This window comes from Micromonospora nigra, from assembly GCF_900091585.1.
Taxonomy (GTDB): Bacteria; Actinomycetota; Actinomycetes; order Mycobacteriales; family Micromonosporaceae; genus Micromonospora; species Micromonospora nigra.
Map to the genome: position 1 here is coordinate 5,242,987 of NZ_FMHT01000003.1, position 14,494 is coordinate 5,257,480.

A 14,494-nucleotide genomic window follows, 5' to 3' on the forward strand; every position below is an offset into this window, starting at 1 on the left:
GATCATGACAGGCCGACGACCCGACCGAGCGACCGTTAAGCCGGATCTAAGGAAGACTTGCGCCTCCGCACAGACCGCCCGCCGGTCAGCCGTCGGTGGGCCGTTGCCGGGGCCAGCGACGGCCGCCGCCCTTCTGCTCCCGGGCCTCCCGGGCCATCCGGCCGACCAGGCCGAAGCGGCTCACCTGCCGGGGCGTGGCCTCCGGGTCGGCGAGCAGCATGACGACGCTGGCCCCGCCGAGCCGGGCCCGGTCGATGCTCACCGAGCCGTTGGCCTGCAACGCCACCCGTTTGGCGATGTCCAGGCCGAGCCCTGTGGAGCCCTGGTCGCTGGTGCCCCGGCGCAACGCCCGGTCCGGGTTGGCGATGCCCGGCCCCGCGTCGTCGATCCGGATGGCCACGTAGCCGTCCCGGCGGGACACCGCCACCTCGAACGCGGTGCCCTGGGGCGTGTAGCGGAAGACGTTGCCGATCACCGCGTCGAGCGCGGCGGCCAGCTCGGCGCGGGGCACCGGCGCGGGGATGCGCAGCTGCGCCCCGGTCACCCGGTGCGGACGGTTCTGGTCGCCCGCGAGGGCGGCCCAGAACACCATCCGGTCCCGCACCACCTCGCTGACGTCGCACATCGCCGGCCCGGCCTCGGTCGCGACCGCCTTGCGGGTCGTCTTGATCAACACGTCGATCTCACCCTCCAGGGTGACGATCGCCTGGCGGATCCGGCGGATGCCCCGCCGCCGGTCCAGCTCCGCCTCACTGAACGAGCCGACGCTGGTGTCGTCGGACTCCAACGCCTCCGCGTCGAGCCGCAGCACGGTCAGGGGGGTGCGCAGCCGGTGCGACAGGTCCGCGACGAGTTCCCGCTCGTCGGTACGGGCCGCCACGAACCGTTCCGCCATCCGGTTGAACGCGTACCCGGCCTCCGCCAGCTCCCGCGGACCGGACGGCTCCACGCGTACCCCCAGGTCGCCGTCGCCCACCGCGAGCGCCGCCCGGACCAGCCCCCGGGTGGCCTCGACCGCGCGGGCGGCGATCCGGTCGACCACCACCACGGCGGCCCCGACCAGCGCCACGGCCACCCCGGCCAGCAGCAGCCACCGGCTGCCACCGCCCTCGGACAGCGCGCCAGCGGGAACGAACACCTCGACCACGGCCGTCCGGTCGCCGCGCACCACCGGGTCGAGGCGCAGCACGCCGCCGTCGACGTCGACCAGCAGGGAACGGCCCTCGGCGCGGGCCCGGTCCAACGTGGCGGCGTCGGCCCGACCGACGGTCGACGCCCCGTCGAGCCCGTGCACCACCGGCCGGGTGTCCGGGTCGTCGCCGCTGGCCTCGACGGCCCGCCGGACGACCTCCGGGTCGGTGCTGACGGCGAGGGCGCCGGTGACCAGCGCGCTGCGGCGGGCCGCGTCGGCGATGGCCTCCTCGCGGGCCCGGTCGCCCAGACTCACCCCGAGCGGCACCAGGAACGCCAGCGCCAGCAGGACGCCCATGCCGGCCGTCAGCAGGGCCAACGAGACCCTCAGTCCGGGGCCACCAGCCGGAACCCGACCCCCCGCACGGTGCGCAGGTAGCGCGGCTTCGCTGCGGACTCGCCCATTTTGCGGCGCAGCCAGTACAGGTGAACGTCGATGGTCTGATCCTCGCCGACCGATGGCTGCCGCCATACCTCCTCCAAGAGTTCCCGCCGGGACACTACCCGGCCGGGGCGTGCGGCGAGATACGCCAACAGGTCGAATTCCTTGCGGGTCAGCGCCAGCGGCTCCCCGTCCAGGTGGGCGCTGCGTTCGCCGACGTCGACCCGCAGGCCGCCGACCGCGTGCACCGCGGGCGGCACGCTGCGGCTGGCCCGCCCCGCCCGGCGCAGCACGGTGGTGATCCGGGCGTCCAGGTGCGCTCCGGTGAACGGCTTGACCATGTAGTCGTCGGCCCCGGCGCGCAGCAGCTTGACCACCGACTGCTCGTCGTCGCGGGCGGTGGCGATGATGATCGGCACGTCGGTGATGCCGCGCAGCATGCGCAGCGCGTCCGAACCGTCCAGATCGGGCAGCCCCAGGTCGAGCACCACCAGGTCGGGGGTCTCGGCGGCGACCCGGCGCAGCGCCTCCAGCGCCGTGCCGACCGCGTGCACGGCATGCCCCCGGTCGGCGAGGGATCGTAGCATCGCGCCGCGGACGACGTGGTCGTCTTCGACCAGGAGGACGGTGGCCACCCACGCACCGTACTCGGCCCGGCAAGTTGATCGTCGTTGCGGCTCACCCCGCCGAACCGGCAAGCTGGTACGACGATGTCGTTCACGCTCTATCCGGACACCCGGCTGGCGTTGGCCCGCGACAGCCTCGCCGGCCTGTCCGTCGGCGACGCCCTCGGGTCGCAGTTCTTCGTTCCGGGCCGACGCCCGGCCGACCTGGCCGCGGGCAGACTGCCGCCGCCGCCGTGGCAGTGGACGGACGACACCGAGATGGCGTGCTCGGTGGTCGCCGCGCTCGCCGAACACGGCCGGATCGAGCGGGACGCGCTGGCGCTGGCCTTCGCCGAGCGTTGCGAGCCCTACCGTGGCTACGGGCCGGGCGCGGTGGCCGTCCTGCGACTCATCCGGACCGGCACACCGTGGCCGGTGGCGGCGGCCTCCGCCTTCGACGGGCAGGGTTCCTGCGGCAACGGTGCGGCGATGCGGGTCGGCCCGTTGGGTGCCTGGCACGCGGACTCCACCGCCCGCGCCGCCGCCCAGGCCCGGGAGTCCGCCGAGGTCACCCACGCCCACCCGGAGGGCATCGCCGGAGCGGTGGCCGTGGCGGTCGCCGCCGCGCTGGCCGCCCGGGGCCGCCTCGACGGTCACCGGCCGGAACCCGACCGGCTGCTCGCGGCCGTCGCCGCCGCCCTCGACCCGGACACCGAGGTGCATCGGGGCGTACGCCGGGCCGCCGACCTGCTCGGCCGGGATCTGCCGGAGGCGGTCGACGCACTCGGCAACGGGTCCCGGGTCACCGCGCAGGACACGGCGGCATTCACCCTCTGGGTGGCCGCCCGGCACCTCGACGACTACCCGGCGGCGATCCGGGCCTGCGTCGAGGCGGGTGGCGACGTCGACACCACCGCCGCGATCGTCGGGGCGGTGGTGGCCGCCCACACCGGGGTCGGGACCCCCGGCGGGGTGCCCGGCGACTGGCTGGCCGCCCGCGAACCGCTGCCCGCCTGGTCAGGCTGACCGGCGGCGCCCGTCTCCAGCCGGGCCCCGTCCCGTGCCGGGCCCCGTCCCGTGCCGGGCCCCGTCCCGTGCCGGGCCCCGTCCCGTGCCGGGCCCCGTCCCGTGCCGGGCCCCGTCCCGTGCCGGGCCCCGTCCCGTGCCGGGCCCCGTCCCGTGCCGGGCCCCGTCCCGTGCCGGGCCCCGTCTCCCGCCGGCGATCCGGTCCGCTGCCGGCGACGCCGGCACTCGGGGTGCGGCACGGCGCGGTGTCCGCGACGCCCGTCCCGCCGGGACGCCGCGGGTCGACTGCCGGGCAAGTGGTGAACCGGGTCACGTCGCCGGGTCGGCCGGCTCCGCCGGGGCCCGGCCACGTCGCCGGCTGACCAGCCAACCGATCACCGCGCCGCCGCCCAGCCCGGTGAGGAGGCCGGCGGCGAGCAGGCTGTCGTCGTTCCCCTCGGCGGCCGGCCCGCCCGCCGCCGGGGCGGGTGCCCCGCCCGCCGCCGGGGCCCCGCCGTGCCCGGCGTGGCCGACCGGGGCGTTCGGGTCGTCCGGCAGCAGGGCCAGCGTCGGCGCGGGCCGCTGCCCGGCACCGCCCCAGCGCACGACCAGCCCGTCGGCGTACGTCTGGAGAACCTCGAAGCTCAGCCGGTCCGCCTGCGGCAGCGGCCCCATCGACAGGGTCAGCCGCGCCGGGCCCTCGCCGGTGCCGGGCATCCGCACCCAGGTGACCGAGCTGGTGACCGTGTCCAGGGCGGACGAGTGGATGCCGGGTACCGGCCGGTCGAGGGTGCGGGTGGTGATCCGGGGCGCCCAACCGTCCGTGGACATCGGGTACACCTCGGCGATCGGCGCGTCGGCCGGCAACCGGATCTCGACCTGGTCGGTCGGCACACCCGGCCGCTCCTGCGGCACCGTGAACTCCATCCGTACCGCCTCGCCCTGCCGGGCCTCGGTCGGGGTGGCCGTCACGTCCGCCGCGTACGCCGTGGCGGGCCAGGCCAGCACCGTGGCCGTGGCCAGGGCGGCCACCGCTGCGGCCCGGCGCCGACGGCCCGTGTCGCGCGTCATCGCCATCTGTGCGTTCCCCTCGTGTCCAGCGGCCGGAACCGCGTGCCCAGCGGCCGGAACCGGCTCCGACCACACGGGGTAGTTCGGATCGGGAGGCGGAAAGGTTCAATCGGTGGCCGGCACGACCACCCGGCACAGGTGTCGCCGACCGCCGTGACGGAGCGGGCCGATAGCATCGCAGGAGCCGCGTGTCGGCAGCATCCGTACCGTCTGCTGCGAGGAGACCCCCGTGTCCGCACCCCGTACCCCCGCCGTGGCCGACCCCGTCGTCGTCGCCGCCGGGACCACGGCGGCCGACGCGGTGGCCGCAGCCGGGTTGCCCGCGAACGGCCCGAAGGCGGTCGTCGTGGTCCGCGACCCGCAGGGCCAGCTGCGCGACCTGGACTGGGCGCCGGCCGAGGACACCACCGTCGAGCCGGTCGCGCTGGACAGCCCGGACGGGCTGAACGTGCTGCGCCACTCCACGGCCCACGTGCTCGCCCAGGCCGTGCAGGACGTCTTCCCCGAGGCCAAGCTCGGCATCGGCCCGCCGATCGAGAACGGCTTCTACTACGACTTCGCCGTCGACAAGCCGTTCCAGCCGGACGACCTGGCCAGGCTCGAGAAGCGGATGCAGGAGATCGTCAAGTCCGGCCAGCGGTTCCGCCGCCGCCGCTTCGACAGTCTCGACGACGCCAAGACCGAGTTGGCGGCCGAGCCGTTCAAGCTGGAGCTGATCGACGTCAAGGGGGAGGGGCTGGACTCCTCGGAGGTGATGGAGGTCGGCGGCGGTGAGCTGACGATCTACGACAACCTGGCCGCGACCGAGGACAAGGTCTGCTGGTCCGACCTGTGCCGTGGCCCGCACCTGCCGAACACCCGCCTGATCGGCGCGTTCAAGCTGATGCGGTCGGCCGCCGCGTACTGGCGGGGCAGTGAGAAGAATCCGCAGTTGCAGCGGGTCTACGGCACCGCCTGGCCGACCCGGGACGAGCTGAAGGCGTACCTGAAGCTGTTGGAGGAGGCGGCCCGGCGCGACCACCGCAAGCTCGGCGCGGACCTGGACCTGTTCAGCTTCCCCGACGAGATCGGGTCGGGCCTCGCGGTCTTCCACCCCAAGGGCGGCGTCATCCGCCGGGAGCTGGAGAACTACTCGCGCCACCGGCACTCCGAGGCGGGGTACGAGTTCGTCAACACCCCGCACATCACCAAGGGGCAGCTCTTCGAGACCTCCGGGCACCTCCAGTGGTACGCCGACGGCATGTACCCGCCGATGGAGATGGAGGGCGCGAACTACTACCTGAAGCCGATGAACTGCCCGTTCCACAACCTGATCTTCCGGGCTCGCGGGCGGTCCTATCGGGAACTGCCGCTGCGGCTGTTCGAGTTCGGCACCGTCTACCGCTTCGAGAAGTCCGGCGTGGTGCACGGCCTGACCCGGGTGCGCGGGTTGACCATGGACGACGCGCACATCTACTGCACGACCGAGCAGATGGCCGGTGAGCTGAAGTCGCTGCTGGCGTTCGTGCTGGACCTGCTGCGCGACTACGGCCTGGACGACTTCTACCTGGAGCTGTCCACCCGCAACCCGGAGAAGTCCGTCGGCACCGACGAGAACTGGGAGCGGGCCACCGAGGCGCTGCGCTCGGCCGCCGAGGAGTCCGGCCTGGACCTGGTGCCCGACCCGGGCGGCGCGGCCTTCTACGGCCCGAAGATCTCCGTGCAGGCCAGGGACGCCATCGGCCGCACCTGGCAGATGTCCACCATCCAGGTCGACTTCAACCTGCCCGAGCGGTTCGGGTTGGAGTACCAGGCCGCCGACGGCACCCGGCAGCAGCCGGTGATGATCCACCGGGCGCTGTTCGGGTCGATCGAGCGGTTCTTCGGCATCCTGACCGAGCACTACGCGGGCGCGTTCCCGGCCTGGCTGGCACCGGTGCAGGTGGTCGGCATCCCGATCCGCGAGGACCACACCGACTATCTGCACGGCTTCGTCGCGGCGCTGCGCGCCGAGGGGGTCCGGGCCCAGGTCGACGCCGGTGACGACCGGATGCAGAAGAAGATCCGCACGGCGCAGCAGCAGAAGGTCCCGTTCATGGTGATCGCCGGCGACGACGACGTGGCCGCCGGAACGGTCTCGTTCCGCTACCGGGACGGCTCACAGCGCAACGGGGTGCCGGTCGCCGAGGCGGTCGCGCACGTACTGGACGTGATCGCTTCCCGCGCCAACTCCGGCCCGTCCGCCGCAGCCTGACGCCCGCGCAGGGCCCCTCGTCAGGCGTGACGGGGGGCCCTGCCGGGGCCGCTGTCCGGGCGCGTCGGGGTGGGTCGGTCCGCGTGCGTCGGCACGCTGCGCGGGCGGGTCCCGGTCGGGTCAGATCCCGCAGCTGGGCGCGGACCAGGACCGGCCCGGCGTGTTGCCCAGGTGGGTGTGGTCGTTGTGGGCGGGGTAGCCGGGGCCGAGGATGTTGGTGAAGCCGTGGTTGCGGGCCTGCTGGGCGAGCCGGCAGAACGAGGGCGACCCGACCAGGTCCACGCCGTCGCCGTAGAGGTGCCGGCTGCCGGCCGCCCCGCCGACCGCGTTGTTGCACGAGTAGCTGCGGAATCCGCTGCTGATGTAGAGCGGCACGTTGCCGAGCGCCCGCCGCATCGCCTGGAGCTTCCACATCGAGACCAGTGCGTTGAACCGGGCCGTGCTCGCCGGGACGGCACCGCCGGACCAGTCGCTGTTGCACCGGTTCCACTCGGCGTAGCTGAAGTTGACCGGGGTGCAGTCGTTGTCCTGGAGCGCGTAGATCTGGTTGAAGGTGCGCGGGCCGGCGATGCCGTCGGCACCGAGGCCGTACGCCTGCTGGAAGCGGATCACCGCGGAACGGGTCGCCGGGCCGAACACCCCGTCGATGGTGATCCGCCCGCCGTATCCGGGATAGCCGGACACCCGGATCTGGAGTTGCCGGACGTCCTCGCCGCTCATTCCGGAGGAGAGGGTGCGGCCCCAGGTGTAGCAGCCGTCGGCGTACGCGGCTCCGCCCGTGGTGGTCACGCCCACCACGGTCGCGACGGCGGCCAGTGTGCAGGCGGTGAGCGCCCGGCCGAGGCCCCGCAGGATCCGGTTACGTCGTGTCACGATCAGCTCCCATCGGTGATCATCATTCTCGATGGGATGAAAGTTTCATCGATCAACAGGAATTCGTCAATCCTCTACGCGGCGGCGGTCGGGCCGGACCGCCGCCGCCTGGTCCGCTGCCGGCGGCAAGGAGCGGGTGACCGGGCCCGGGACGTAGGATCGCTGCTGTGGCAGGGGAGGAACGGCACACGGACAGCGTGAAGACGATGAGGGACGGCCTGGACCGGCTCTGGACACCGCACCGGATGACCTACATCTCCGGCGAGGACCGACCGGAGGGCGGGTACGACAAACCCAGCGGCTGCCCGTTCTGCCTGGCCCCCGGGCGGCCGGCCGGGGAGAGCCTGGTCGTGGCCCGGGGCGAGCGCGTCTTCGTGGTGCTCAACCTCTACCCGTACAACCCCGGCCACCTGCTGGTCTGCCCGTACCGGCACGTCGCCGACTACACCGACCTCGACGAGCCGGAGACGGCCGAGCTCGCCACCTACACCCAGGCGGCGATGCGGGTGATCCGCGCCGTCAGCAGCGCGCACGGGTTCAACCTCGGCATGAACCAGGGCGGGGTGGCCGGGGCCGGCATCGCCGCGCACCTGCACCAGCACGTGGTGCCCCGCTGGGGCGGGGACGCCAACTTCATGCCGGTGATCGGCCGGACGAAGGTGCTGCCCCAACTCCTCGCCGACACCCGCGACCTGCTCGCCGGCGCCTGGCCGTCCTGACCCGCCACGCCGACCGTCCGGCCCGGACGATCCCGGGCCCGTTCGCCCGTAGGGACCGCCGTGACGTGGCACCATGCGTCGATGGTGATGTCGACGCGCCCGCTCGGCCGCAGCGGGATCGAGGTCAGCGCCCTCGGGATGGGCTGCTGGGCGATCAGCGGGCCCTGGGCGGAGGGCCGCACCCCGCTGGGCGGGGGCGCGGTCGACGACGAGGAGTCCGTACGGGCCGTCCGCCGGGCGCTCGACCTCGGCGTGACCCTGTTCGACACCGCCGACACCTACGGCGCGGGGCACGGCGAGCGGATCCTCGGGCGGGCCCTCGCGGGCCGGCGGGACGAGGCGGTCATCGCCTCCAAGTGGGGCTACACGTTCGACGAGCAGGCCCGCCAGGCCACCGGCATGGACGCCTCACCGGAGTATCTGCGGCGGGCGGTGACGGATTCGCTGCGGCGGCTCGACACCGACCGGATCGACCTCTACCAGCTGCACCTGGCCGACCTGCCGGTGCCCAGGGCGCAGGCCCTGATCGGCACCCTGGAGGAACTGGTGGCCGACGGGCTGGTCCGCGCCTACGGGTGGAGCACCGACCGGGTCGACCGGGCGGCCGTCCTCGGACAGGACGCCCCGCACGCCGCCGCCGTGCAGCACGCCCTGTCGGTGCTGCGTGACGCCCCCGGCCTGTTGGCCGTCTGCGACAAGTACGACCTGGCCAGCGTCAACCGGGGCGCGTTGGGAATGGGGCTGCTCACCGGCAAGTACCCGCCCGGCTCGACGCTGCCGCGCGACGACGTGCGGGGGCTGACCTCCGGCTGGCTGGAGTGGTTCCGGGGCGGCCGACCCGCCCCCGAGTGGCTGCGCCGGGTGGAGTCGGTCCGGGCCGCGCTGACCGCCGACGGGCGCACCCTGGCCCAGGGGGCGCTGGGCTGGATCTGGGCCCGCAGCGACCGCACCGTTCCCATTCCGGGCTGCCGCACGGTGGCCCAGGTCGAGGAGAACGCCGCCGCGCTCGCCCTGGGACCGCTGGCAGCCGACCACTTCGTCGAGGTGGAACGGCAGCTCGCCGGGTTGCGCGCGGCGGCCCTGCGGGAGGTGGACCGCCCCTACTGGCCCAGCCCGATGCTCCCCACCGCCCGCCCCTGACCCCGTCGGCCGGTCCCGGGCCCTGTTCAACCGGCCGGTCCCGGGCAGCTGGCCCCGCCGACCCGTCCGCCGCCGGCCGGTCCTCCATGGTGCCCGGGGTGGAGGTCAGGGCGTGTGGTCGTGGCGGTGCTGGTCCGCGAGGTGGGGCGGCATCGGGTCGTACCGGACGAACCGGCGGCGGAAGGTGCCGGCGCCGGCGGTCAGGGCCCGCAGCTCGACGGCGTAGCGCAGCAGCTCCGTCGCGGGCACCTCGGCCCGCACCAGGCTGCGGCCCTCGGCGGCCGGGTCCGCCTCGGTGCCCAGCACCCGGCCCCGCCGGCCGGACAGGTCGCCCAGCACCGCGCCCACGTTGTGGTCGGGCACCCGCACCAGCACCTCGTCGACGGGCTCCAGCAGGGTCGGCTGGCCCTTCCCGGCCGCGTCCCGCAGCGCCAGCGCGCCCGCCGTCTGGAAGGCCGCGTCCGACGAGTCGACGCTGTGCGCCTTGCCGTCGACCAGGGTCACCCGCAGGTCGACCACCTCGTACCCGGCGACGAGGCCGCGCTCCAGCTGGGCGCGGACGCCCTTCTCCACGGAGGGGACGTACTGGTGCGGCACCGCCCCGCCGACGATCCGGTCGACGAACTCGAACCCGGCCCCGCGGGGCAGCGGCTCCACCTCGATGTCGCAGACGGCGTACTGCCCGTGCCCGCCGGACTGCTTGACGTGCCGGCCGTGACCCGAGGCCGGGCCGGTGAACGTCTCGCGCAACGCCACCCTCACCGGCTCGGTCCGCAACTCCACCCCGCCGGCGCGCAACCGGTCGAGCACGACGTCGGCGTGTGCCTCGCCCATGCACCACAGCACCAGCTGGTGCGTCTGCGGGTTGCGTTCCAGCCGCAGCGTCGGGTCGCCGGCCACCAGCCGGGCCAGGTTGCGGGCCAGGGCGTCCTCGTCGGCGCGGGTGTTCGCCACGATCGCCACCGGCAGCAGCGGCTCGGGCATCTCCCACGGGGCGATGAGCAGCGGATCGTCCTTGGCCGAGACGGTGTCGCCGGTCTCCGCGCTGCCGGACTTGGTGATGGCGCAGATGTCGCCAGCCACGCAGGCCGTCACCTCGCGCAGGACGGCACCCAGCGGCGAGTACAGGTGCCCGACCCGTTCGTCCGCGTCGTGGTCGGGGTGGCCGCGGTCGGCCATGCCGTGCCCGCAGACGTGCACGGTCTGCTCGGGGCGCAGCGTGCCGGAGAAGACCCGCACCAGGGACACCCGCCCGACGTGCCGGTCGATCGTGGTCTTGACCACCTCGGCGACCAGCGGGCCGCCCGGGTCGCAGCTCAGCGGCGGCCGGGGGGAGCCGTCCACCCCGGTGACCGCGGGCAGGTCGTGCTCCAGCGGCGACGGGAACCCGGCGGTCAGCACCTCCAGCAGCACGTCCAGCCCGACCCCGGTGGTGGCGCACACCGGCACCACCGGGTAGAAGTGGCCCCGCGCCACGGCCTTCTCCAGGTCCTCCACCAGGATGTCGGTGCCGATCTCCTCACCGGCGAGGTAGCGGTCCAGCAGGGTCTCGTCCTCGCTCTCGGCGATGATCCCCTCGATCAGCTCGTTGCGGGACTCGACGATCGCCGGCAGGTGCTCCGGGTCGGGGTCGCGCACGTCGGCCGGCAGGCCGGCGGTGTAGTCGAAGACCCGGCGGCTGACCAGCCCGAGCAGGCCGACCGTGGAGACGCCGTCGTCGCCGAGCATCGGCAGGTACAGCGGCAGCACGTTGTCGCCGAACACCCGTTGGCACAGGGCCACGGCCTCGTCGAAGTCGGCGCGCGGGTGGTCCAGCCGGGACACGGCGACCGCGCGGGGCATGTCGACGGCGGCGCACTCCTCCCACAGCGCGGCGGTGGCCGCGTCCATGCCGTCGACGGCGGATACGACGAACAGCGCGGCGTCGGCGGCCCGCAGGCCGGCCCGCAGCTCACCGACGAAGTCCGCGTAGCCGGGAGTGTCCAGCAGGTTGATCTTGACGCCGTCGTGCAGCAGGGGGGCGCAGGCCAGGGCGACCGAGCGCTGCTGGCGTACGGCGGCGGGGTCGTGGTCGCAGACGGTGGTGCCGTCGGCGACCGCGCCGGGACGGCTGATCGTGCCGGTCGCCGCGAGCAGCGCCTCCACCAGCGTCGTCTTGCCGACCCCGGAGTGCCCCACCAGCACCACGTTGCGCACCGCGCCGGGGTCGCTGACCACCGGCGTGCCGCCGGGTTGCCTGTCGTGACTCTTCTGCGCCATGGGGCGCACCTCCCTCAGCCGGTGGTGGGTGGCGACCGCCGCGCGTCGGGGAGCGGCCCGGATCCCTCCCGCGGCGATATCCTCCGGTGGTCTGCCGAGAGCCGGACGGTCAACGGGCGGCCGGGTGAGCTGGCTCACCCTCCCGCACCGATCTCACACCGGATGTGCGACCCGCACAAGCCTCCCGCACGGCTCGCCTGACCGGCTGTGTCGTGCCCGTGGTGCCGACCGTTATCGTGGGACCGCCATGGCGAAGATCTTCCAAGTGTCGGCCCGCGCGGGGATGACCCGTGTCGTCGAGCCGGTCGCGCGCGGTCTGCTCCGCGCCGGCGTCACCCCCAACGCGGTCACCGTGGCGGGCACCCTCGGGGTGCTCGTCGGCGCGCTCGGCTTCGGTGCCCGCGGTCACCTGGTCGCCGGGGCCCTGATCGTGACGGCCTTCGCGCTCACCGACCTGCTCGACGGGACGATGGCGCGGATGAGCGGCGGCTCCACCCGGTTCGGCGCGTTCCTCGATTCGAGTATGGACCGGGTCGCCGACAGCGCCGTGTTCGGCGCGGTGGCCTTCTACCTCGCCACCGAGGGCGACCGGGCGGGCGTGGCCGCCGCGCTGGTCTGCCTGGCGGCGGGTGGTCTGGTGTCCTACGTGAAGGCCCGCGCCGAGGGCCTCGGCATGACCTGCAACGTGGGCATCGCCGAGCGCACCGAGCGGCTGCTGATCGTCGGCGTCGGCGGCCTGCTCGCCGGTTTCGGCCTCGACGTGGCGTTGCCGATCGCGCTGTGGCTGCTCGCCGCCGTGTCGATCTTCACGGTGGGGCAGCGGATGGCCCACGTCCACCGCCAGGCACGGCAGCTTCCCACCGCCCCCGGCGGGCAGGGGTGACCGTGAGTCGGGACGGGCACCGGTGAACCTCACCGAGCTGGGCTACGCCGCCGGGTGGAAGCTCGCCCGCACGCTGCCCCGGCCCGTCGTGGCCGCCGCCTTCCGGGCGGGCGCCGACCGTGCCCACCGCGGCGACGGCGCCGGCACCCGCCGGCTGCGTGCCAACCTGCGCCGGGTGGTCGGCCCCGAGCTGCCCGAGGCCGAGCTGGACGACCTGGTCCGCCGGGGCCTGCGTTCGTACGCCCGGTACTGGATGGAGGCGTTCCGGCTGCCCGCGCTGAGCCGGGAACAGATCCTCGCCGGGTTCCGGCTGGAGCAGGTCGACGTGCTCGCCGCCGACGTGGCCGCCGGACGGGGTGCCGTGGTGGCGCTGCCGCACGCCGGCAACTGGGACGCCGCCGGCGCGTGGGTGGCCGCCACGGGATGGCCGCTGACCACGGTGGCCGAGCGGCTCAAGCCGGCGGGCGTCTACGAGCGGTTCGTCGCCTTCCGGCAGGGCCTCGGCATGGAGATCCTGCCCACCCACGGGGGCCAGCGGCCGACGTTCGACGTGCTGGTCGACCGGCTGCGTGCCGGTACGGTGGTGCCGCTGCTGGCCGACCGGGACCTGTCCGCCCGGGGCGTGGAGGTCGACTTCTTCGGCGGGCGCACCCGGATGCCCGCCGGGCCGGCACTGCTGGCACTGCGCACCGGCGCGCCGCTGTACGTGGCCTCGATGTGGTATGAACCGGACGCCGCGTGTGCCTCCATCGAGGGGCCGCTGCCGCTGCCGGACGAGTCGCAGGGCCCGCTCGACGTGCGGGTCCGGTCGCTGACCCAGCGGATCGCCGACGGTCTCGCGGCGGGCATCGCCCGCAATCCGCAAGACTGGCACATGTTGCAACGGATGTGGCTGGACCAGCGCGGCCCGGGTGACGACCGCCCGCCGTCCGGGTCCGTCGACGGACAGGTCTGAGGGGGCGGGGCGCAGTGCGGATCGGCATCGTGTGCCCGTACTCCTTCGACGTCCCCGGCGGGGTGCAGAACCACGTCATGGACCTCGCGGAGGCGCTGATCGGGCTCGGCCACGAGGTGAGCGTCCTCGCCCCCGCCGACGAGGAGTCGGACCTGCCCCCGTACGTGGTGCCGGCGGGGCGGGCGGTGCCGCTGCCGTACAACGGGTCGGTGGCCCGGATCGCCTTCGGGCCGGTCTCCACCGCGCGGGTGCGGCGCTGGATCACCCGGGGCGACTTCGACGTGCTGCACGTGCACGAGCCGCTCACGCTCAGCCTGTCGATGCTGGCGGTGCTGTCGGCACGGGGCCCGGTGGTGGCCACCTTCCACACGGCGATGACCCGGTCCCGGGTGCTGGCCGCCGCCCAGGGGGTGCTCCAGATCGTGCTGGAGCGGATCACCGCCCGGATCGCGGTCAGCGCGCTGGCCCGCAAGGTGCAGGTGGAGCACATGGACGGCGGGGCCGTGGAGATTCCCAACGGCGTCACCGTGGCCAGGTTCGCCGGGGTCGCGCCGCTGCCCGGCTGGCCGGGGGAGTGCGGGCCGGGCACAGGGGGGTCGGTCGGTTTCCTCGGCCGGTTCACCGAGGCCCGCAAGGGCTTCCCGATCCTGCGCGACGCCTTCGTCGAACTGGCCCGGCAGCGCCCCGGCCTGCGGCTGCTGGTCGCCGGCCCCGGTGACCCCGACGACCTGTTCGGGCAGTTCCCGACCGACCTGCACGACCGGGTGACCTTCCTCGGGTTGGTGCCGGAGGCGACCAAGGTGCGCATGCTGCGTAGCGTGGACCTGTACGTCGCGCCCAACACCGGCGGGGAGTCGTTCGGGATGATCCTCACCGAGGCTCTCGCCGCCGGGACGACCGTGGTGGCCAGTGACCTGGACGCCTTCCGTCGGGTCCTCGACGGCGGACGGGCCGGGCGGCTGTTCCCCACCGGGGACGCGCCGGCTCTGCGCGCGGCGGTCGCCGAGCTGCTCGACGATCCCGCCCGTCGGGCCGAGCTGACGGCCTGCGGGGATCAGGTGGTGGCGAACTTCGACTGGCCCGTGGTCGCCCGCCGTGTCGTGGAGGTCTACGCGGCGGCGATCGAGGCGACCGACGGGCGGGTGATCGACCAGGAGTGGGTGGGGCTGGCCTGACCG

At 74.4% G+C, this 14,494-nt stretch carries 12 protein-coding genes; 7 read left to right on the plus strand and 5 right to left on the minus strand.

Translation table 11 applies throughout. The annotated features are described in order from the left end of the window. Positions 1-85: 85 nt before the first annotated feature. Both GA0070616_RS23080 and GA0070616_RS23085 read right to left on the minus strand, forming a co-directional pair. The gene (locus tag GA0070616_RS23080; RefSeq protein WP_091091422.1) at positions 86-1,489 is read right to left on the minus strand and encodes a HAMP domain-containing sensor histidine kinase; all 1,404 of its coding nucleotides are present in this window, start codon (positions 1,487-1,489) and stop codon (positions 86-88) included. Between the two features lie 29 nt (positions 1,490-1,518). After that, complete coding sequence (locus GA0070616_RS23085; RefSeq protein WP_091087144.1) at positions 1,519-2,208, minus strand: response regulator transcription factor; 690 nt, start codon at positions 2,206-2,208, stop codon at positions 1,519-1,521. Positions 2,209-2,283: 75 nt separating this feature from the next. On the opposite strand from GA0070616_RS23085, the gene GA0070616_RS23090 reads away from it, so the two are divergent. Continuing rightward, a complete protein-coding gene (locus GA0070616_RS23090; protein ID WP_091087148.1) occupies positions 2,284-3,204 on the plus strand; it encodes an ADP-ribosylglycohydrolase family protein in 921 nt (306 codons plus the stop codon). A 309-nt stretch (positions 3,205-3,513) separates the two neighbouring features. On the opposite strand, the gene GA0070616_RS23100 is transcribed toward GA0070616_RS23090, so the two are convergent. Continuing rightward, on the minus strand, positions 3,514-4,260 hold the full coding sequence (locus tag GA0070616_RS23100; RefSeq protein ID WP_091087155.1) for a DUF1775 domain-containing protein: 747 nt from the start codon (positions 4,258-4,260) through the stop codon (positions 3,514-3,516). A 223-nt stretch (positions 4,261-4,483) separates the two neighbouring features. Here GA0070616_RS23100 and thrS point away from each other — a divergent pair, with 223 nt between their 5' ends. Continuing rightward, on the plus strand, positions 4,484-6,487 hold the full coding sequence (thrS, locus tag GA0070616_RS23105) for a threonine--tRNA ligase (protein WP_091087158.1): 2,004 nt from the start codon (positions 4,484-4,486) through the stop codon (positions 6,485-6,487). Between the two features lie 120 nt (positions 6,488-6,607). On the opposite strand, the gene GA0070616_RS29245 is transcribed toward thrS, so the two are convergent. After that, positions 6,608-7,360 carry a D-Ala-D-Ala carboxypeptidase family metallohydrolase gene (locus GA0070616_RS29245; RefSeq protein ID WP_281188358.1) on the minus strand — a complete coding sequence of 251 codons (753 nt, stop codon included), beginning with the start codon at positions 7,358-7,360 and terminating at the stop codon, positions 6,608-6,610. Positions 7,361-7,566: 206 nt separating this feature from the next. On the opposite strand from GA0070616_RS29245, the gene GA0070616_RS23115 reads away from it, so the two are divergent. Together GA0070616_RS23115 and GA0070616_RS23120 are read left to right on the plus strand one after the other, a co-directional pair. Continuing rightward, positions 7,567-8,079, plus strand: a complete 513-nt coding sequence (locus GA0070616_RS23115; protein ID WP_091091428.1) for an HIT family protein — start codon at positions 7,567-7,569, stop codon at positions 8,077-8,079. Positions 8,080-8,160: 81 nt separating this feature from the next. Further along, complete coding sequence (locus GA0070616_RS23120; RefSeq protein ID WP_091091431.1) at positions 8,161-9,219, plus strand: aldo/keto reductase; 1,059 nt, start codon at positions 8,161-8,163, stop codon at positions 9,217-9,219. A 105-nt stretch (positions 9,220-9,324) separates the two neighbouring features. Here the strand turns inward: GA0070616_RS23120 and GA0070616_RS23125 are convergent, their stop codons facing one another. Continuing rightward, on the minus strand, positions 9,325-11,478 hold the full coding sequence (locus tag GA0070616_RS23125; RefSeq protein WP_091087162.1) for an elongation factor G-like protein EF-G2: 2,154 nt from the start codon (positions 11,476-11,478) through the stop codon (positions 9,325-9,327). A gap of 247 nt (positions 11,479-11,725) precedes the next feature. Between GA0070616_RS23125 and pgsA the strand changes: the two genes are divergently transcribed. From pgsA to GA0070616_RS23140, 3 genes are read left to right on the plus strand one after another with little or no spacing between them, the layout of a single operon-like run. Then, positions 11,726-12,361 (plus strand): phosphatidylinositol phosphate synthase, encoded by a 636-nt coding sequence (gene pgsA / locus GA0070616_RS23130; RefSeq protein WP_091087165.1) that lies wholly within the window; start codon positions 11,726-11,728, stop codon positions 12,359-12,361. A gap of 22 nt (positions 12,362-12,383) precedes the next feature. Beyond that, positions 12,384-13,316 (plus strand): phosphatidylinositol mannoside acyltransferase, encoded by a 933-nt coding sequence (locus tag GA0070616_RS23135; protein WP_091087167.1) that lies wholly within the window; start codon positions 12,384-12,386, stop codon positions 13,314-13,316. A gap of 14 nt (positions 13,317-13,330) precedes the next feature. Further along, on the plus strand, positions 13,331-14,491 hold the full coding sequence (locus GA0070616_RS23140; RefSeq protein ID WP_091087171.1) for a glycosyltransferase family 4 protein: 1,161 nt from the start codon (positions 13,331-13,333) through the stop codon (positions 14,489-14,491). Positions 14,492-14,494 lie beyond the last annotated feature (3 nt).